Annotated in this window: 14 protein-coding genes and 1 tRNA gene; 5 read left to right on the forward strand and 10 right to left on the reverse strand. The window is 43.6% G+C overall.

Translation table 11 applies throughout. The features are described 5' to 3' along the window. Nucleotides 1–95 precede the first annotated feature (95 nt). From AAEY80_RS09420 to AAEY80_RS09455, 8 genes are all read right to left on the reverse strand, one after another. Entirely contained in the window at nucleotides 96–1,370 is a 1,275-nt protein-coding gene (locus AAEY80_RS09420) for a DUF2345 domain-containing protein (protein ID WP_198015435.1), read from the reverse strand. A 32-nt stretch (nucleotides 1,371–1,402) separates the two neighbouring features. After that, on the reverse strand, nucleotides 1,403–1,987 hold the full coding sequence (locus AAEY80_RS09425; protein WP_156915640.1) for a hypothetical protein: 585 nt from the start codon (nucleotides 1,985–1,987) through the stop codon (nucleotides 1,403–1,405). 67 nt (nucleotides 1,988–2,054) lie between these two features. Beyond that, entirely contained in the window at nucleotides 2,055–2,870 is an 816-nt protein-coding gene (locus AAEY80_RS09430) for a hypothetical protein (RefSeq protein ID WP_025652075.1), read from the reverse strand. Next, nucleotides 2,870–5,560, reverse strand: a complete 2,691-nt coding sequence (locus AAEY80_RS09435; RefSeq protein ID WP_025652076.1) for a DUF2345 domain-containing protein — start codon at nucleotides 5,558–5,560, stop codon at nucleotides 2,870–2,872. The genes AAEY80_RS09430 and AAEY80_RS09435 overlap by 1 nt, the downstream gene beginning before the upstream one ends. A 78-nt stretch (nucleotides 5,561–5,638) precedes the next feature. Further along, complete coding sequence (locus AAEY80_RS09440) at nucleotides 5,639–6,472, reverse strand: OmpA family protein (protein WP_025652077.1); 834 nt, start codon at nucleotides 6,470–6,472, stop codon at nucleotides 5,639–5,641. A 65-nt stretch (nucleotides 6,473–6,537) separates the two neighbouring features. Further along, complete coding sequence (gene tagF, locus AAEY80_RS09445; RefSeq protein ID WP_025652078.1) at nucleotides 6,538–7,527, reverse strand: type VI secretion system-associated protein TagF; 990 nt, start codon at nucleotides 7,525–7,527, stop codon at nucleotides 6,538–6,540. Then, nucleotides 7,524–11,585: a type VI secretion system membrane subunit TssM gene (gene tssM, locus AAEY80_RS09450; RefSeq protein WP_201576490.1), complete on the reverse strand. Its 4,062-nt coding sequence runs from the start codon at nucleotides 11,583–11,585 to the stop codon at nucleotides 7,524–7,526. The genes tagF and tssM overlap by 4 nt, the downstream gene beginning before the upstream one ends. Before the next feature lie 106 nt (nucleotides 11,586–11,691). Then, nucleotides 11,692–13,278, reverse strand: a complete 1,587-nt coding sequence (locus AAEY80_RS09455) for a hypothetical protein (RefSeq protein ID WP_350588235.1) — start codon at nucleotides 13,276–13,278, stop codon at nucleotides 11,692–11,694. A 451-nt stretch (nucleotides 13,279–13,729) separates the two neighbouring features. Between AAEY80_RS09455 and AAEY80_RS09460 the strand changes: the two genes are divergently transcribed. The 4 genes from AAEY80_RS09460 to icmH all read left to right on the forward strand — a co-directional run bounded on the left by AAEY80_RS09460 (nucleotide 13,730) and on the right by icmH (nucleotide 17,742). Beyond that, complete coding sequence (locus AAEY80_RS09460) at nucleotides 13,730–14,686, forward strand: M15 family metallopeptidase (protein ID WP_227674862.1); 957 nt, start codon at nucleotides 13,730–13,732, stop codon at nucleotides 14,684–14,686. Nucleotides 14,687–14,729: 43 nt separating this feature from the next. Continuing rightward, entirely contained in the window at nucleotides 14,730–15,428 is a 699-nt protein-coding gene (locus AAEY80_RS09465) for a hypothetical protein (protein WP_201617370.1), read from the forward strand. 9 nt (nucleotides 15,429–15,437) lie between these two features. Further along, on the forward strand, nucleotides 15,438–16,784 hold the full coding sequence (gene tssK / locus AAEY80_RS09470) for a type VI secretion system baseplate subunit TssK (RefSeq protein ID WP_350588236.1): 1,347 nt from the start codon (nucleotides 15,438–15,440) through the stop codon (nucleotides 16,782–16,784). 145 nt (nucleotides 16,785–16,929) lie between these two features. Further along, nucleotides 16,930–17,742, forward strand: a complete 813-nt coding sequence (gene icmH / locus AAEY80_RS09475; RefSeq protein ID WP_025652084.1) for a type IVB secretion system protein IcmH/DotU — start codon at nucleotides 16,930–16,932, stop codon at nucleotides 17,740–17,742. A 393-nt stretch (nucleotides 17,743–18,135) separates the two neighbouring features. Here the strand turns inward: icmH and AAEY80_RS09480 are convergent. Together AAEY80_RS09480 and AAEY80_RS09485 are read right to left on the reverse strand one after the other, a co-directional pair. Beyond that, nucleotides 18,136–18,211 (reverse strand) — tRNA-Asn (locus AAEY80_RS09480). A 289-nt stretch (nucleotides 18,212–18,500) separates the two neighbouring features. After that, on the reverse strand, nucleotides 18,501–19,703 hold the full coding sequence (locus AAEY80_RS09485) for a pyridoxal phosphate-dependent aminotransferase (protein ID WP_010200026.1): 1,203 nt from the start codon (nucleotides 19,701–19,703) through the stop codon (nucleotides 18,501–18,503). A gap of 520 nt (nucleotides 19,704–20,223) precedes the next feature. On the opposite strand from AAEY80_RS09485, the gene AAEY80_RS09490 reads away from it, so the two are divergent. After that, the gene (locus AAEY80_RS09490; RefSeq protein WP_025652086.1) at nucleotides 20,224–20,961 is read left to right on the forward strand and encodes an SDR family NAD(P)-dependent oxidoreductase; all 738 of its coding nucleotides are present in this window, start codon (nucleotides 20,224–20,226) and stop codon (nucleotides 20,959–20,961) included. Nucleotides 20,962–20,967 lie beyond the last annotated feature (6 nt).

Genomic DNA, 20,967 nt, shown 5'->3' on the forward strand with positions numbered 1-20,967 from the left:
TTTCTTGGTCATGGTAAACTCCTGTGAATACGCTTAGTTTACCAAGTTTAGTTGTACGGTTTCTTCAGCATAGCTCAAACCTCCTTTATTTAATATTACTCGGACATTAATTTTAATATATCGTCAACTAAGCTATTTTTAGATTTAGTCTTTTCATCAAATAAAATTTCAAATATTCTTACTTCTTCGCCGTATATATCTTTAAACTCTACATAACTGTTTTCGTCAAATATTGAATCTATAGAATCTCCATTGGTTAGAGTCAAGCGACATTTCATTCCAGCTAAATCAAGAGTATTTTCTTCAAAAGCAACCCAATCTGGTTTTCGTAGTACTGAATTTTTTAGTTTAACGATATGTTGTGGTAACCCCGCCAATCCTAACCCATCCATACCGCCTCCAGCCTTACTATGCTTCCCAGCTTTCTCCGTAAACTGCTTAGCGGCGATAGTGATATTAGCGCCTTCTAAGACAATACTCGCACCACCAGCCGTCAGCGTGATCTTGTTCGTTGCGACTATCTCAACCTCTTTGGTCGAGGAGGCGATGTTGATATCTTGCTTAGCGGTCGCTTCAAGTTTCCCCGTATGGGCAGAAAGGGTGATGTTCTCTTTGGCATTGGTCATACTAAATTGACCATCGGCTATGATATTTAGAGACTCGCTACTGACTTGATGATGACTATCGCCACTACTGATCATCATATCTTGCTGAGTGGTATTAATCATCTCACCCATAGTTCTATGAATCAGTATATCGTCACTGACATAACTTGTGTCTGCTGCGCTGTCGATTAGCGTGTAAGGTGTTTGCTGATGGGTTTTAGTGTCTTGTTCCTTGGCGATACTCTCTAACTGAGTTTTAATATTGGCATGGTCTTTGACGTTTCTGCCTAGTCCCGTTGCCAATTGCGTGAGTCGCTCAGCTAAGTGTTGACCACCCAATGCTGTTTGCGTCAGCGTCGGGGTATGCTGTTGATAGTTATGCTGTCCAGATTGAGCGTGGGTTTGTGCTTGGGTGGAGAGAACGAGCGCTTCGCCTGATTTTATATTGATTTGCGCGTTGGTGGTAGCGCTAATACCTTCGCGTTTAGCAGTGTCCGATGGATTAATAACCCCCATCTTAAACGTTGCGCCCACTTGTCCGTCTTCGACCTTGAGCTGCGAGTACGCTTGCGCGCTACGATGATCAGTGACCCACTCTGATAAGCCATTGTCGGTATTGCGATAACCACTCTCTATCGCTTGTTCGTTCTCAGTGGTAAACAGACTAGGACGGGTATTCGATAGCAGACTACCCGTATTAATCAAATGCTCACCATCGCCAATAGACTGAACTAGCGTTTGATCATCGGCTCTATGAGTGCTCACCATCATTTGTTAGTGCAGTCTATTAATATACTTTACTGCGCTTTCAGCTCTTCAATCTTTTTTTGATCACTAAGAATAAATTTAAATTCTTCCAATTCAGGATATGAAAGTTTTGAAAAGTAATTTATTGAGTCCATATCCATCGGCTGAATTATAAATCGGTCATGGTCTGAAGAATAAGTGAATTTTCTAGAATCAGGTAATTCTGATATTTTTTTTTCTTCTAACAGATAAGTATCGAAAGTAGTACCATAGTTTTCATTTTTTTTATATAAACCGTAATCTAGCAGATAGATTTGATTGTCTATTTCTAGTATTTTGAATTTATTCTTTACATCTGTATTGTAATGATCATATATTTGATCTTTACTTATACTAAAAAATTTTCTGTTTTTATAGTTGACGAATAGTTCATAAACGAAGGAGTTATCAAGATCAATTTTTCTCGTCGAGTTACTGTATTTTTCTTGATTATGAATACTAATTAGCTTAGTTTCAACATACTCACTATATTCATGACTATTCCTTAATAACTCAATATTTACCACAATATTATCCTGTAAATGTTTGTCGACATCTATATCTATATAAAGGTTTTTTTCTGCGTTAATAGACATAACTTTACTCACTAAATATATAGTTAATAATAGAATAATTACAATAAAAGGTATGCAATAGTATTTCTTACCTATGATCATTGAATATACCTTGATGAGAATTATTAGTAATAGTGTTATTTTTATAGAACCTCATAACTTCCGCTTTTGGAAAATCTTTAAGATTGGGTTTTTCTACTCCCTGCCAAGTTATAGAATCAAGACCCTTGCCGCCTAAGCTACCTACCATGTAGGTATTGGCAATATCCCAGCCTGCTCCTCCAAATATAGGAATACTTCGAGCGCCTGTCGTTACTCGGTAATCAGGAAATACAGAAGGGAAGGATGATGTGCTTTGACCTATAACTTCAACAGTAGAATAGTTCGGTAATGCTGAAATTCTTTTAGCAAAAGAATTAGTTTTTAAGGCAGATCTACATCCAAAGAAAACACATCTAGTTGTAGTTACACCTTTGTATGTAGCCCAGTTAAAATCTATACTTGACCAGCCATCTATATGCATTTGCTTTTTTTTGTCATTAAGCGGAGGGTCGTTAGGTGTATCATAAGTGATAGGCCCATCAGTTCCAGAATGAGAAAATATACTTACTTCTCTAGTTCTAACTTTACTTTTGCCTCCGTATTTTTTTATATAATTATTTATTATGACTTGTATTTCTTGTAAGGCTTGTATTGGAGGACAGTGAACCTTATGAATACTAGACTTGTACCAGCTTGATTTTTTAATATTTTTTAGTCTCGTTTGTGCTGACTCAGAAAACATTTTTGTTCCACTATCCCATTCATCAACCCAAAATAGTAAAAATAACTCGATAGGAGGAGAAATTTTTACTTTTTTATTATTATTGGGTGTAGATTTTGTAGTACCTGTAGATGAAGACATTACTTACTCCTTTCATTATCACTCTGCCAATCAAGTTTCAAAACCACCTCAATATCGTCTTCACTATTAGATTGAAACCTTTCTGACCAACCGTCTTTATCTGTATTACCTTTAAACTCTTCTCCTGTTACTTTATTAATAGCGGTGTAAGGCGTATTAGCATAAGGTTCCTCATCATCATCAACAAACTGATACGCTAAGTTATAAACCCCATCCATCAACGTCTTTTTATCAGGAATAATGTTAGGCAACCCTGCCAATCCCAACCCATCTACACCGCCTCCAGCCCTACTATGCTTACCAGCCTTCTCCGTAAACTGCTTTGCCGTAATCGTAATATCACCACCATCTAAAGTGATACTCGCACCACCAGCCGTCAGCGTAATTTTATTCGTCGCTACTATCTCAACCTCTTTAGTCGAGGAGGCAATATTCACATCTTGCTTAGCCGTGGCTTCAAGCTTACCCGTATGGGCGGAGAGGGTAATATTCTCTTTGGCATTGGTCATGCTAAATTGACCATCGGCTATGATATTTAGAGACTCGCTACTGACTTGGTTATGACTATCGCCACTACTGATATTCATGTCTTGCTGAGTGGTGGTTATCATCTCACCCATACTTCTGTGAATCAGCGTATCGTCACTGGCATAAGCACTGTATGCTGCGCTATCGATTAGCGTGTAGGGCATCGTTTGATGGGTTTTGGTTTGCTGTTCTTCTGCGATAGTTTCAAGTTGGGTTTTAATCGCTTTGTGGTCATTGACATGACGTCCAAGCCCTGTTGCCAGTTGCGTTAACCGCTCAGTTAAGTGCTGACCTCCAAGACCAGTTTGAGTCAGAGTCGGGGTGTGCTGCTGGTAGTTATGCTGTCCAGATTGCGTATGAGTTTGCGGTTGAGTGGAAAGGACGAGGGCTTCGCCTGATTTTATATTGATTTGAGCGTTAGTAGTCGCATTGATGCCTTCGCGTTTGGCGGTGTCTGATGGATTGATGACCCCCATTTTTAGACTGGCAGATATCCCAGCACTGTCTACTTTTAGCTGAGAGTACGCTTTTTCTGTACGGTGATCAGTGATCCATTCCGATAAACCGTTACCCGTGTTGCGATAACCACTTTCGACCGCTTGTTCATTATCCGTGGCAAATAGGCTTGGGCGCGTAGACGACAATAGACTGCCAGTATTGATTAGATGCTCGCTATCACCGATAGACTGCAGGAGAGTTTGGTCGTCCGCTCGATGGGTGAAGTGTGTGCCATAGTTAGCGCCAGCTTGTGCTTCAAGGCGATTGATAGGTTGGGCTGGACTATCCAGTAAGTAGCTTTTGGTCGGGGTCATATGGTTGCGACTGTCTGTATCGCTTTGACTGTCTGTAATGCCTGTCATCGGCGGTAGAGCCTGTCTGCTGTATAGAGGACCGACCCACGGGGTATCAGCGGTAATGAGGCTCAGCTGGGTTAAGTGAATGCCAGCTTCCAAAGAGGAGGCATGGCGCTGATGATGGCGGCGGCTTATGGTGAGTCCAGTCACATGTGCCAGACTATTGCGTGCCAAATGAACGATATGGGTAGCACGGTAGTGTTGATTGAGCGCACTGTGATCGACAAGCATAAAAGTATCAGCAACATTCAAATCCGTGGCATGGGCGAGGGCGTGATAGACGCTATATCTGCTTTGATGGCTGTGAGCGACTATGCTTGCCTCATCTATAGTTTCAGTATCGGTTACTGGTGCAAAGGCGGCTGGGCTGTCTAAAGTGAGTGAATGACTACTCGTTTGATTGTTTTCTTTATCCCCATTATTGCTCGTCGCAATATCGGCTGACTGGGTTGGGTGTGCGACATTTGCTGCATTGAAGCGCTGCATCGTTACTGAGTTTGGTTGGGTGATGACCTGCTCACTGATGGCCAAGACAGGCGCATGGACACGGTCGTGTAATATTTGTTGATAGCGTAATGCGCCAATATTTAGGCTGACGCCATCGCTATCGCTGGGATGGGCGGAGGTGATAATGAGCTTTGGCAGGCTGTGATCGTCTGTTTGCTCATGGCGCAGATAAGCCGTCAGCCCTTGACGCGCGAGGCGCTCACAAATATGTGACCAGTGACTCATTTGCCACTGAGTCATACGAGCGGGTATCCAGTTCGTATCATTTTCACCGTTGCTGCTGTCATCGACCACGTCCACATCTAGTGTGCTGAGGCGCTCTGAGACCATAGTGAGAACAGATAAATTGGTGTCTATTTGACTGTGTAGATGCTGATGCAAGCGATAGGTAATCGGCTGTGCCAGCAGACGGTAATAGCCATAACTGCCATCATGATCCAATTGACGAATGGCTGTGATATAGAGATGACGATAGGTCAATCCGCTCGGCGTATCAAAGCTCAAGGTTAATGCACTACCGATTAAAGCCGTCAACGGTGTGAAAGGGGGATGATGGCGCTCATGGATATAGACGTGTAATAGATAGGTATCAATACCGTGCTGCTCTTGCTGGTGACAGCCGTTCGGGTTCAGCTGAGCGATGATGTGTGCTTCCTCATGAGCATGAGTCAGTTTCTGTAGCCACGCTCGGTGAGCCGCCATATCTTGTCGAGCACTGGCGTAAGGGGCTTGGCTATTGCTTTCAATCGCATACAGCCTATCAGGGTGCATCGGAAGCACGGTGTTGGTCAAGCGTAACATAGGGGTAGTCCCTCTTGTGTCAGAGACGGCATCATAAGCATCAGTGCTTAGCTGCCATGATCAACGTATATAGCAGCGTTATTCACCAAGATTGAATTCGATCCGGCGGTTACGAGTGCGTCCTTCTTCATTGTCATTACTCGCGATAGGATCAGCGTCACCTTTACCAGCGGTACTTAGACGGGCCGCATCAATGTTACGACCGATGAGGTATTGCTTAACTGCTTCGGCACGCTTGTTAGATAAGACCAGATTGGCGCTTGGGTTGCCCACATTATCAGTATGTCCAATGATGGTCACTGGCTTATCGCCAACACGCTGCAGGACGCCAGCCATATCGTCTAGAATACCCAGTCCCATTGAGGTCAACTTCGCGCTGCCGGATTCAAACTCGACAATACGGTTGCCCAAGGTGTCATCGATAAGTCGCTGCTCACCTTCTACGACGACCAATTGATTTTCTAATTGGTAAAGATCGGTGAGGCGCGTGTGTATCCGGTTTTGGATGGCTTGCTTTTGCTCAATGCTGCTCACCTTGCCATGCAAGCTAATGGTAGTCCCATGAATATCAATACGACCCTGACGGATATTGGAGATATCACTATCGATAATAGCGGTCGCTACCTGTTGCCAGTTGGTCGGTATGCTAATGTTAGAACGCACTTCGATCTCATCTCTGACGGGCTTGTTAGGGTATTGCGCCTTTAGCTTTTCAAGGAGTTGCTGCTTATCCGAGCTGGTAGCTACGACACCTTTAATGACCACAGGCACATCTTCAGGGCTATTATTAATATGAGCATCATTATGAGCCGCAAACACCGCAGCACTCATAGACAAAGTAACAGCAGCGAATAATAGGCTTTTTTTACGACGTGTTAATTTAGGTATTGTGGTTGAGACTTGGGCTAGCATAAAAATACCTTTTCTAATCTTACTGTTATTGAGAGCATGCTTGTTAACGACCAATTATCGAATAGCTACTGTGCCAAGAAGGTTTTTTTAAACAGTTGTCTAGTATCGTACAGATAAAGGTCATCTTGCAACAATATTTTGTTAAACCGAGTTAAGCCGATATCTTCATCGATATAGCTTTGTGTCCAGTCACTATGAGCAATGATTACCCAATCATCGGGATGACTGTCCTCACTACTTGCCAGCTGGCTAAGCATGCAACCGTCCGGCTTGGTAAAGCTCAATAGCAGGCGGTAGCAGTTTGAAACTCGGTACAGATACGTATTCAGATAGAGCTGGTGTGGCTGATAAAAACCGCTAATAAGATCATGCCAAAAAGTCGCCATATGTATGGCATTTTCTCTGTCAGAGGTCAGGGTCCAATATATGGCTTTATTCAGACCGCTAAAGCCTTTGCTATAAGTCGGTAAGAATAACAAGCCTGTGGCTATGATTTGTTGTATCAGTTGTGATTTACTGATGTTCATCAATATCGCGATGTCGTGCAATGTGGTGGTATTGATAAAATCGTAATAGTGGGTACTGGCGTTTTTATTGACGGTAAGCTGACCGTCGTTCAGACCCGCCATAACCTCAGCGCTATCGGTTTTAGATTTAGCCACGCTTAGGACTTCATAAGTCTCATTCCACAGCGTTAATGACTTAACGGGCAGGTAGTTCATCCAGCTTTTTGGTTTATCGAGATGAAGCACACCAAAACCGATAAGCGGATAGTTTCTATGGCTACTGTCATGACTAGGAAGCAGGACGCCGGTAATAATCTCGTTAGATACCGTATCTACGTGACTAAAGTTCAAAAAAGCAATGTTGTTCGTCGGTGGGCTGTCTATCAACGAGTCACTCGCGTCACTGAATAAGTTTTCTGATATCGCCAAGGCTTGACTGACCCATTGATCAATTGCATTGGTCTCAGCGATATGAGCGCGCGCCCTGATAAAGTCTCCACGAGCTGGTAATTTGCCAAAATAAACTAGGGGTAGTGATTCAGGAGTCATGGCGTTGGCTCCCGCGGTTCAGAGGTAGCCGTAGTTGGAGACGAGGCAGTTTGTGCGCCATTGCCACTATTGTCCTCGGTGTTCTGAACGTTACTCGTGGTAGCACTGGTATTAGCATCTGTATTGGCGTCTGTACTAGGAGCCAAGTTCAACACGCCTGCTACTGGAGGGGCTGTACTCGTTTGCTCAGTATTTTGACCGGTTGATTCACGAGCATTATTGCTATTAGCCGCTGCGCTATTATCCGTAACAGGTCTTGCCGTACGTGTGACCCCAAGGGCAATCACCTCGTTAGGGAGTTTCATACCAGTAAAGGGGTTGTTAGAGCGCCCTTGACTGGCTGTGCTACTGCTACCACTGATGATTCTAAAACGTACCGGAATAGTGATGCCATCACCTGACCATGCCATCTCAAAGATATTGTCGCCAAGCTCAGTGCGGCGGGCGCTATTAATCAGCCTTTCAACGCCAAAGCTACCAGCTTCCTCAAATATGGTGTAATCCCTGCCATCGTAGTTTTTGGCTCTGATGCTGGCTCCTGGTTGGCTACTTGGATTTGGCCATACAAACGTCGTCCATGCTTGCGTACCCATACGATAACGCAGCTGCTGTCCATCAACGACGATCGTATATTCGGTCAAACCGCTTACCGGTAAAGGCATGATTTGGAATGTGGTTTGATTGGCAGTGGCACTGCCACCACTCGCGCCTGACGCGCTTCCAGCATTGCCACCAGTATAGTTGACAAAATATCTGCCAAAATCAGCGACGAACTTAGGATTCAGACCTAAGCCTGCACCATTCCAAATTTTACTTGAGATTTGATCGCCTCGGCGGATGATAAAAGGCGATAAGGTTTCGTTAACAAACTTGGCGACATAGCCATCTTCCCCAAAGAACTGTCCAATCTCAGCAGGGGTTGCCTCCAAGTTAGCATTGGCGGTAAATGGATATTTATTGCCCAAGTTATCCAAAAAGGGCTTGTATACTTGTGCTTGCCAGACTTTATTAATCTCAGCCTTAGTCGGGGTGAGGAGCATCGTAAATGAGCGAGTTAGCGGCTCGCTTAGCAATGGACGTACCAGCTGTTTTATTTCAGAGTTGGCTTGGCTAAGTATTTGCTCATCTAAGATCTGCAAGGACTTGGTCATCTCTGAACCTTCAGTGCTGAGCGTTTGCGAAGCAAATAACAAGGCATCAGGACCGATATCATCGCTACGGGCTATGTTATTGAACCGCGTTCTAATATCTCCTAAGCTTGCCAAATAGTTATCCAATAGCGATAAGTCTTGATTGTCTTCTCTTGGGGTGACTAGGTTGTGTATTGAGGAGAACTCCTGCGCTACCATGCCGGTGCTGGCAGGGACGGCTGCCGCTTCATTAGTACTGTTATTACTGCCATTATTCATCGCCGCTTCTGCTTGACGAAGCTCAGCTGGGCTTTGACGCAGGATCGTTTGCTTGAACCAATTGACAAATGAGCGCCGAGAGTTGGAGCCATTCGCTGCGGGTTGGTTTGCGGCTTTATTGTCCCACTGGGTCTGACGATCTACCGTCTCAAATAGTGTTTTTAGCGGTGATTCGGTGGCGTTAGACAGCTGATTTAATAAGAGCGCATGATCGTCGAAGCCTTTACTATCACGGATGTAGACCTGTGATAAAAAGCGCTTCCACTCAATGATGTACTCTTGTTTGTAGCGATTGACCAGATATTGACGTATTTGTTCAGGGCTGCCTGTCAGCGTCAAATCATCTTTGCTACTGGTCGCAAGTACCCAATCGTCGGCAACCACTCTATTGGTAGCAGCTCTATCAATCTCATCACTCACGAACGATTCCCATGCTTGCTTGGTAAAGGTGCCGGAGATCACATAACTGCCTAGCAGTACTTCATTGGCACTGTCTTGGGTAATTTGTGCGACAGTCACCGATGGAAAGCGAGCAGAGGAGCGCATTTTAATCTCAGAATAGACACGCTCACGGGCAGGTTGGCCTTTACTGGCTTTAGACAACGTCGTACGGGTTTTATCCACCAGTCCCAAGTCATTTTGAATCAATGGAAAGGCGGGGTCGTCGACATGAGCAAGCGTAAAGCTTAAGATGCGCTCAGCCTGACGAATCATCTTGTCACGCGGCATATCAGCACGGTTGGACTCAAGCCAAGTGCGCCAAAAACGTGTCATTTGATCGCTCAAATGGCTGGTTTCTAAGTGCTCATGATTGCCCAGCATCAGATAAGCTTTCAGCGCATTATAAGCATCCTCTACGTCGGTAGGGTCAGATTGTATATAAGCGTCGTTGCTCACGGTTTCGGATTCAGCTGCTGACGTTTCTGCCTCCTGCACTTTCAGGTCTGCCGCATTCGTATTGACGTCGGTCAAAAACCTTTCAATGTTTTGTTTGGTAGGCGCTAACACGATAATGCCTACACCATTATAATATTCAGATAGCAGTTTTTCTTTGAGCTTATCTCCTTGATATAACCCAAAGCTCAGCGACAACGGACGATTCTCGTCGTAGCCTTCGAGTTGCTCTATTCGACTTTGCAGGATAGTGAGTGACTCAAGTTGTGACTGCAAATCACCATTAGCATTTTTTTGCATTAGTGCGACTTGCTGCAAGTCAGCTTCTACACGTTCAGTCAATTGCTTGTTATTGGCATAAGACCAAGTCCATAAACCAACCGCTGTACATAGCACCACCACAGAGGCGAGGGTGGCCAGCGCGCGATGGCTACGCTTGTTGCGGTTTTTATGTTGTTTGACCAAATGCTTGTCTTTTAAGATGACTTTAGAAAATAAATCATGCAAGAAGTAAGGCTTGTCGGCGGCTTCTTGCTGAGCACTTAAAGGCACTGCAGGTGGTTGCAAGTCGTAATTTTGCACCATTTGTAAGGTCATTTGACTGCTGACTTGCCCTTCTTGTAAGGCACTGGTGAAGTAAAATCCACGTAGTATGGGCTTAAACTGAAAAGGGTTGTCTTCGAATAAGGCGTGCATCAGCGTTCTAATCATCGGCCGTAATGATTGGAACTCCATGGGAAAAGTCATCAGACTCGGAGATACCGTACGTTGGTGACGCAGAGACAACTTAGTGGTGCTAAGATCTTTTAGACCGTTAACCAGCACGCCAAAATGCTCTTCAAACACATCGCTGATATTGATGCTATCAGGGTCTTCGGGATAGGGAATCGTCGCGCCCCATACTTGCCCGCGCTCTTCTTGCTCGTAATCATTAAAAAAGTCACGGAAGCCTGATACCAAATCCATTTTTGTGAAGACCACATAAACGGGGGCATAAACTTCTAATTGCTCTGTTAAATCTTGCACACGGCTACGCAGGTTTTTGGCCAAGTCTAGTGCGTAACTGGGGTCATTTTTGGTAAGCTCAGCGATACTAACGGCGATAATAATACCGTTGATAGGCGCTTTGGGGCGGTTCTTCTTCAATAGGTTTAAAAACGACAGCCATTCTGAGCGGTCATCTTCGTAGGCAGAGTAGCGTCCTGCGGTATCGAGTAGGATGCCTTCGGTAGAAAAAAACCAATCACAGTTACGAGTACCGCCGACACCTTGTACCGACAGCTTGTTGGTTTTTTCCATAAACGGGAATTTTAGCCCAGAGTGAAGTACCGCCGAGCTTTTACCTGCTGCTGGGTTACCAATGACCATATACCATGGCAACTCGTACAGTGCAGCTTTGCCAGTTTGATCGCCAATTTTAGACTTGCGAATGGTCTTAATAGCGTCTTGCATTTGCTGACGTAAGGCCTGTACTTCTTGTGCATTCTCGTCTTTAGCAGCACTACTATTGGCACTATTAGCGCCTTCATCGTTATTGTCTTCTACTAAATCTGCGAGCTCAGCGGCCGCCTTTTTACGCTTTTTCCACCAGTAGTAGCCAAACCACGCTAGTAGCAGACAGGTTATGGAGACACCGATAATGACGAAGAAGGTTTGTAGCGCGACATAATCATAGAGTAAGACCAGAGCGACTATGATAGCTAAGACCAATAACACTCTTGGATTGTAGATGAGATGAAAAAACCTTGAGAACATGCCTGCTACCTAATGTGATCTTGAAATAATAGAGAGTCATCATTTCATCATAAACAATGACTGATATAAGCGATAAAACGAGCAATATTAACTGAACTAAAAGTGGCTAAAGTGTTTGGTTGGGCTCTGCAAGCCACAACATACAGCGGTGCTTATGTTGGGTAATAAGGAGTTTAATGTCAGACTCCTGTGGCTGTTCTTTGGCAGCGCTGACCAACAGTGCGAGACATAAAAAAGGCTGTAACCATGAGTTCAGAGGCATATAATGCCCTAAATGGTGGTCATTTACTAGCGCCCCTTGCGCTATAAATTCATCGATAAATGTCATAAGTAGGGATAAGTCGTAAGGTTGTGTTGATGGATTAATGTCTGACAAGAGGGTGATGCTATTTTCGCTTAACGTATCTGTCATTGTTGTTTTATTGTCAATGGCCTGCGCTGACTTTTTTTCTTCTGCCTTGGTTTTGTCGTCATGGCGATCTAATAGAGCAAATGAATTATCTAGTAACAGCTGTTTTATCGTTTTCAAATTTGCTAAATAATGCTGGCGAGTATTGCTATAAGCCTGCTGCGGCACCTCAGCGGCCATACTACTGGCATCATTGGGTAGCGCCTCGCCAATTTCAGTCATGGAAAAACGTACCTTGTGATCTAGATCGAGAAGGTCTTTGGCGGCTTTGTTATAGAAAATCAGCAATATACCGGCTTCGGTAGGCAAGAGATTGGAGGCGTTGTCTACGTATAAGTTTGCTTCAAGCCATTGCTCATTAATCTGTGAGTCGACGGTGATAAAAAGACAAATCTCGGGGGTCGCAGCTTTGGTCAGAGCAATAAGTTGCCCGTGAATAAATTGCAGCGGCTGATAGGTCTCGCTATCAGCACCGTCATGGCTATTATGAAAAGAGTCTGTATGACGAGGATTTTTATCAGCGATGATGGTTTGAATAGTGAGTAGCTGCTCGGGAATACCATAGGTTGCCAATTGCTGTTTTAGCCTTTCAACCAGATAATTAGCATCAGCCAGCTCAGGAATAGACAAATAAACAGACAGCGTAGACAATGAGATAACGGGAAGGCTATCCTCTGCAGAGGAGTCTTCTGGTGTGCTCGCGATGTAGTGTTGCTGCCATTCTGGATGGATATTCAGCGCTGAGTTTGGCTCATGGATATTTTGTTGCATAATGCGCTCAAAATGCTGAGCCAGTACACTTAGTGCATCATCACTTGCGGTAAGTTGATTATCAATCAATGCCCATAGACGCAAGGTTAGCTCATTTAGGCTTTCAGCCGCGTCTTCAGGATATGTCTCGTTATCTAGCTCATTATCGTAAGCGTAGAGCGCTGCTCGTTCGGTGATGACACCCTCAATCGGCTTGGTTAATATTGGTAAGCCGTCAAAGTCTGATAGCGCTTCACTCAATACCGTGAGATCGTTATCATTGTCTATGATTTCAGGCCAATCAATCCCTTCGGGTAGACAGATACTACTATTTATAAACAATTGATAAGAATCGATAGGTGGCGCCTTTATTTTTTTGCTTATTTTCTGAGCTGGCGCTAGTTCTTCTGCTTCTGATTTTTTTTGTCGCCATCTAATAAACACGATAAAGCCAAACAAAATTATTGGAATAATCACAAACCATAGCAGCAGTCTTGCAGAGGTAAGTTGCAGCGTATTATCTTTAAAGTACATCCAAACCAATAACAGATAAATGACTAAAAAAAGTGCAAGAGCATAGCGCCCGTAAGTTATTAGCTTTTTTACGCCCACTTGCCATACCCCTTATCTACATAATTTTATTAGAGGTAGTTTATGGTATTTGAAGATTTCTCGCTACCATGTATCATTACTTTGCTTGGTTAATTAGTATAAAATAGTTTTTCTTCTCGATTTTTGCTCATCGCCATGCTATATCATTAGTCAATATAGCCAGTTAATAAAAAATACAATTAAGTTGGGTTTTTTATAAAAAAATATCTCATCTGTCTATATAATAGCCAGCTACGACATGCTGATGGCTGAACATTAGTATTTTCCAATACTTTGCCCGCTATTTTTCTTTATGCCTCACTGTGCCATTGTTTTCCTTATGATTTATTTGGTCGTTATCCTTTTTACGCTTGTCTCCATTACAGTGATTATCATGCTTTTTGATCGTCAGCTGTATGAGCGACTGTTTGATAAGGTGAGCACTGTTTGGCAAGGCGTCTCGGTGATCAAACTTCAACGCCCCACGCTCAAGCTACCAGTTCTGCCACGTATCTCGCCTAACAGCATTCCTATTGTTCCTGCTTTATCTGTTTTAGCCATTCTCACGACGACAGTGGGGTGTTATTTTCTGATTATGCATAACTCTCTTGAGGTTTATCATGCTCAAGATGACTCGTTGAATACTGCCAACTCGCAAATCAGTCAATTACTGGTCGGGGAGCGATTGCGACCACCGCCTGCGCCGCCTGCTGAGCTTTTCGCTGAGCTAGAAGCAGAGATTGCCAGCTATCAAGCCACGCAAACCGACGAGGGCTATTGGCCGGAGGTGGCGACGGACGCGTCACCAGTACAAAGGCCTTTAATGCTCCCTGAACCTGACCTGTCTGATTTAAATACCCAAGACCACAGTACGGGCTACTCGGGTGATATTTTGGCATCGCATATCAGCAATGGGCACATTAACATCAGAAATGCTGACCGTAATTGGAATAAGATGAACTCTGAGTTTGTCCAACGGCTGTTGACTGTCTATAAGGTTATGAGTGATCAATATGGTTATGACATGGTGCTGCTAGAGGGCTATCGTAGTCCGGGAAGGCAAGCACGCTTGCTCAAAAAAGGCCCAAATGTCACCAAGGCAGGATCTTATAAGAGCTATCATCAGTTTGGTCTAGCAGGCGATAGCGCCTTTATTAGAAATGGTAAAATTGTGATTACTGAAAAGGATCCATGGGCGATGCAGGGCTACCAGTTATATGGTAAAGTAGCAAAATCGGCTGGACTAGTGTGGGGCGGCGACTGGCGTATGATGGATTTGGGCCATGTTGAGCTGCGCAAAAAAGGCGTGCTTGGTCGCCCGCAAATGGCAGAGATTTTGACCAGTCAATAACGACAATAACAAAGCAAAATACAGAAATAATATGGACAAATGTATGAAATTATCTATAGCGGCAGTGGCTCTTGGTTGGGTATTAACGACCACGCTATCAGGATGTAGCCTCAGTGGCGCTAGTAAGTCTGATAGTAATGCGTCTGTACTGGCTGGCAAGTCAGACACCAATAACGAAGCCTCCGTCATCGATAGCATGAAAGACGTTATTAGCCATAAAAGCACGGCAATGAATGAAGATTTACAAAACCTAAAAGCGCAACTAGAGCAACAGCAACAGCGGCTTGAGTCAATGAATGACGAGCAAAAAGCCTTGCAAGAACAGCTAAAACGTCAAAGTATTACTCTGCAAATCCTGCCTGCGGCTAATGCCAATGCTGGACGTGCCAAACAAGGCACCGCGAGTACGGCTTATATTGGATTTTTAGAAGAAGAGAATCAATTCGCTGAGGTAGAGGAGCGGGCTGCTAAAGAAGTTAGCGTCATTCCCAATCGTGCCACCAGTCTTAAGCTAAGTATTCCACAGGATGCACAGTTTATTGCCATCAAAGTTGGACTGAGACATACGCAGAAACGCTCGCAGGTATTGATACCACTTGATAGTATCGATTTTGACCGAGCGCTGGTTTTAAATATCGGCGCTTGTGATATCAATATCAAAGAAGGCGTCAATCCAGAGTTAGTGCCTGACTTTACCACCAAACTTAAATATTATCAGCAACCGCTGGTTAGCTGCTTGTAGGAGATAGCCTTGAGTAAACATAGAGTATTATGGGGAGAGGGACTGTTTTTAAGACCCCAGCATTTTCAGATTCAAGACAGCTATCATAACTCGCAACGTGCACTAAGTATGACACTGATGCACCCTTATGCTTATGGCATAGCAGACGTGCAAATTGATAAACAATTACTAGAGAGCAATTTATTAAGCTTCCAAAGCATCTACGGTGTGCTACCAGACGGTACTATCTATCAAGCGCCACGTACCGATGCGCTGCCAAAGCCAATCACGCTTGATACTCACCGTAACGACGATGAGATATTCGTGTTTTTGAGCCTTGAGATTGTTCATAGTGGCGGTAGCAATATACAGACAGAGCAAAGCGATAACCCAGCACGCTATGTGAGAAATACGGTCGAGGCACAAGATCTGTACAGTCAAGCTGCCGAAGCGATGATCGATGTTATTCAACTGTCACCAAGCTTGCAGCTGAGCCATTCTGCTCAAGCGCCCAGTCAAGATACCGTCTCTTTGCTAGTTGCTAAGTTGCTGCGTACCACCCAAGGTGTCTACCAAGTGGACGAGGATTATATTGTGCCTAGCGTCCATATCACCAGTAATCCTGCATTGGTCAACCAAGTCTATCGCTTGATGACGATGATTAATACCAAGTCCACCTCTCTCTATGACCATCATCGTCAATCTAACAATGATTTGCTGGAGTTTCGCTCATCAGACATTGCGTCTTTTTGGCTTTTGCATACGCTAAATACCGCATACTCTCAGCTCAGCCATTTATACAATAATGCCAAGCTACATCCGGAACGGCTTTATGAGGCGCTATTGAATGTTGCCAGTCAATTGGCGACCTTTAGCTCATTATATAAAGTAGGTGATTTGCCGTCTTATCAGCATAACAATGCCAATGAGTCTTTTGTCAGTATCATTTTGATCATTCGCGAACTGCTCAATACGGTGATTGCTAGCAACTTTATCTCTATTCCTTTGCGTCAAAATAAACCGTCTTACTACACAGGGGAGCTGAGCAGTGACAAGATTACTCGCAGCTCACAGCTGTATCTGTCGGTTAGCTCATCGCTACCGATGCATGAGCTCATTGATATCGTGCCAAGACGCTTTAAAGTGGCAACGCCAGACGCGGTAGAGAAGCGGGTACTATCAGCACTACCGGGGTCACCAGTCTCGCATGTCACCCAAGTACCTAGTGCGATACCGGTAAGACCAGGCTTTAGCTACTTCACTATCGAACCGGTCGGTGAGCTGTATGATGAGATGATTAAGTCTGAGTCTATCTGTATTTATGTACCGAACGGCTTTGATGACTTAAAAATAGAGCTGATGGCCATCGTGCAGTAGTTTTTCTGAGAAATGTTATGAATAAGGGTTTATGAGAAATTGATGTTTATATCTAAAATATCTCACTCAATTTTTGCTTATGGATAATCTTTAACCAAACCCTTTTATTCAGTTGTATTTCAAATAATTAGTATTAGGAACGATCATGTCAGCAAACAATTCAACGGGTTCTGCGCCTTCATTGCTAGATTCAGGCGAGGTGGCATCAAAAGTATCAGCGAATGGCCTTGATAGACGCATCAGCAGCCAGTCGCTGGTTGATATCATGTATGACGGCTTTTACTTGGTTTTCTTATTGCGTAATCATTATTTTAGTACCGAACCGCGTAAGTTCCGTCAAAAAATATACGAGTTTTTAGATAAGTTCGAAATGAACGCTCGTAAAAAGGGCTTTTTGTCAGAAGATATTCACGAAGCCAAGTACGCTTATTGTGCGCTGATTGATGAGACAATCATGACGTCGCAAGAGCCAGAGTTTCAAACGTTAAAGGATGCTTGGGAGCTAAACCCTTTACAGTTAGATTTGTTTGGCTCGCAAATCGCTGGCAATGAGTTCTTTGAGCGCTTAGATGGTCTGCGCGAACAAGGGGAGAGGCGTCTGCCAGCGTTAGAAGTCTATCATTATGCGATGTTGCTTGGCTTTCAAGGAAAGTATCGTTTAGAGGCGCCAGAAAAGATACGCTATCTTATCTCGCGTTTGGGTGATGAGATTGAGCATTTGCGTGGTAATAAAAACGAGTTTTCGCCATTTTGGGCGATTCCTGATCAGATTAAGCACACACTGACCAGTGAGACACCGCTATGGATCATCGTTGCCGTAATGGCAGTGCTATTGACGGCGATATTTACAACTATGTGGTATCTGACCAATAGCTTCACGGATCATCAACTCTCAGCTTATGATAACGTCATCCAAGAAAATAAAGAGCAAGCGCATATTTCAATTTTCTTACCGTAACTGCTTGTATTTACCGAGAGATATTTACCTTATATTTACCGAGAGATAGTTACCGATAATAATTTAAAATACGGCCGTTAGTTATAGTTAATATTAAATAAATGGATACGTTGTTTAATAACGCGGAACTGGGATGAATTTTTCTGGCTTGCTGTGCCTATGCCGACAGAGGCTGCAAAAAATTCATCCCAGTCCAGCTGTATCTTTTTAATATTGGACTGACTATAAGTACTGACGGTCGTTTTCATGAGTCGGTAGTAAAATATTTTCAGTAATATCTAAAACATAAAGCAATAAATAGCACCCATAAAAAAACCCCCATCAAAGTGATGAGGGTCTTGGCAAATGCCATAATCGAATCAAAGATGACTCAAAAAATTTACTACTAAAATATGGCTCTCCAACCTGGGCTCGAACCAGGGACACACGGATTAACAGTCCGTTGCTCTACCAACTGAGCTATTGGAGAATAAGCTGTAAGTGTTTCATGGCTTACAACGAGCTTAGAAAGTCTCTAACGAGTTCTTGCTAAGTGGGGCGTATTCTAGCAAAGATAAAAAATACGTCAAGCTTTTTTTGCATAATTAACAACATTAATGGTTTTTAATAGGATGATGACGGTTTTTAAGACGTTTTTCATTATCGGTAGTTGTTAAAACCACAATAAAAAAGACGCTCACATAAAGGATATGTGGGCGTCTTTTTTATTTACATATTTCTAATGCTTATTACTGTTTATAGTAGATTAAATATAATCGTTATTCAGCAACGTCTAAATCAGCAACCGCTTTTTCGATACGTGATAACGCATCTTTTAGTGTCGCTTCATCAGTGGCGTAAGAGATACGCATATAACCGCCCAGACCGAAGGCATCGCCAGGAACGACCGCAACGCCAACTTTCTCTAACAACCATGCTGAAAACTCAGTACATGACGATAGACCAGCGGCTTTGATGAGCGGTTTGATATCAGGATAGACATAAAATGCGCCATCAGGACGTAGACATGTGATGCCTTTAATGGCGTTTAGACCGTCAACGACCAAATCACAACGCTTTTCAAATGCCGCGACCATAGGCTCTAGTACGCTTTGGTCACCACTGATAGCAGCTTCGGCAGCGACTTGACTGATAGAGGTCGGGCATGAGGTTGATTGCGATTGTACTTTCTTCATCGCACCAATTAATTTAGCAGGGCCACCAGCATAGCCGATACGCCAGCCGGTCATCGCATAGGCTTTTGATACGCCATTTAGGATGATAGCGCGGTCTTTAAGCTCAGGCGCAGCATTCAAGATATTGTAGAACTTATCACCCGTCCAGCGAATGTGCTCGTACATGTCGTCAGAGGCCACATAGACTTGTGGGTGCTTTTTCAGCACTTCAGCGATAGCTTTTAGCTCATCTAGCGTATAAATCATGCCCGTTGGGTTAGAAGGACTGTTCAATACCAGCATTTTGGTTTTGTCAGTGATGGCAGCTTCTAATTGCTCTGGAGTAATTTTGAAGTCCTGCTCAGCTGGGCATTTAACAATGACTGGCACGCCTTCTGCGATGATGACCATGTCAGGATAGCTGACCCAGTACGGTGCTGGAATGATGACTTCATCACCAGGATTGATAAAAGCTTGGGCAAGGTTAAAGAAGGATTGCTTACCACCGACCGATACCAAGATTTCATTTGGCTCATAGCTGATGTCGTTATCACGCTTGAATTTCTCAATGATGGCTTTTTTGAGCTCTGGGGTGCCATCGACAGCAGTGTACTTGGTGAAGCCGTCATTGATGGCATCGATTGCTGCTTTTTTGACATGTTCTGGCGTATCAAAATCAGGTTCGCCAGCACCTAGACCAATGATATCTTTGCCTGAGGCTTTTAGCTCTTTGGCTTTATTGGTGATTGCTAAGGTAGGGGATGGTTTGATGTTGTTGACACGGTCAGACAATTGCAATTCGCTCATGAGAGCTCCTTTTCGTATGGGAGTGGGTTGGTGAAAATCTGCTGGTAATTATATAACGTTTTAAGCATTATCAGGACACGTTATAAGGTAGTTTAAGCGTTTTTTAGCATCATTTTATTATTCATATCAGGCATCGCCGAATAATACATGGCTATTACTGAATAATAAGTCGTTAGCGCTCAGTATAAAGCTTGCCAGTTTTGGCATTGTAGCATGCTGCTATTACGCTGTCTCATAGAGGCAGTAACAGAAAATGACGCTTTTGCAGAGGGTTTTAGCCTTTATTTGATCAAATATATGTCATATTGCTAGCATGACTTGTACGTCATTGATTGCGAAGTCACAACAATAGCGCCGCAGCCTTATACTATAATTATTTAGATTTGATAAATAAGTGATGTACTTAGTTAATGTAAATGTTACTAATACTCACTCTCAATAAAAACAAAAAACGAATTATAAGTGCTTTATACCCGTCACAATTTCTATATGATAAAAATGGTTAACAAGGATATTAACGATGACAAACGCTCCCGAAAAACAACACATACTTATCACTGGCGCGACCTCAGGTATTGGCAAGCAACTGGCCAAAGACTATCTGCTAGACGGTCATCATGTCTATGCCGTTGGACGAGATGATGAAGCACTGGCTGAGCTGAAAGCATTAGGGGCAGAGACGATTGATTTGGATCTTATGGATCGAGAAAAAGTCATTGCCGCCTTTGATAAGGTTAGCCAGATTGATGTGGCCATTTGCGGTGCTGGCATGTGTGAGTATTTAGACATGCCAAACTTTGACAGTAGTGTGTTTATGAAAGTCATGTCAGTCAATATGGGCACGTTATCGCACGCCATCGAAGGGGTGTTGCCAAAGCTGATTGCTTCAAAAGGTCGCTTGGTCGGTATCGGCTCAGCCTCTGCTTACGTGCCTTTTGCTCGTGCCGAAGCCTATGGTAGCTCAAAAGCCGCTATCCATTATCTTATGAAAACCTTACAGATTAGTCTTGCTCCGCAGGATATCTCGGTGAGCTTAGTCGTTCCCGGCTTTGTCGAAACGCCGATGACCAAACAAAATGATTTTCCCATGCCATTTATCCAAACACCAAAACAGGCAAGCCAAGCGATACGCGATGGTATTGCCAGCGGCCATGATGTTATCGAATTCCCTAAAAAACTCACCTTGCCATTAAAAGTGCTGGGTACATTGCCAGATTTGGTCTGGCAACAAGTGGGTAGTAAGCTGAGTAAAAAATAACAGCCT

Source organism: Psychrobacter sp. 78a-MNA-CIBAN-0178 (genome assembly GCF_040309625.1).
GTDB classification, from domain to species: Bacteria; Pseudomonadota; Gammaproteobacteria; order Pseudomonadales; family Moraxellaceae; genus Psychrobacter; species Psychrobacter okhotskensis.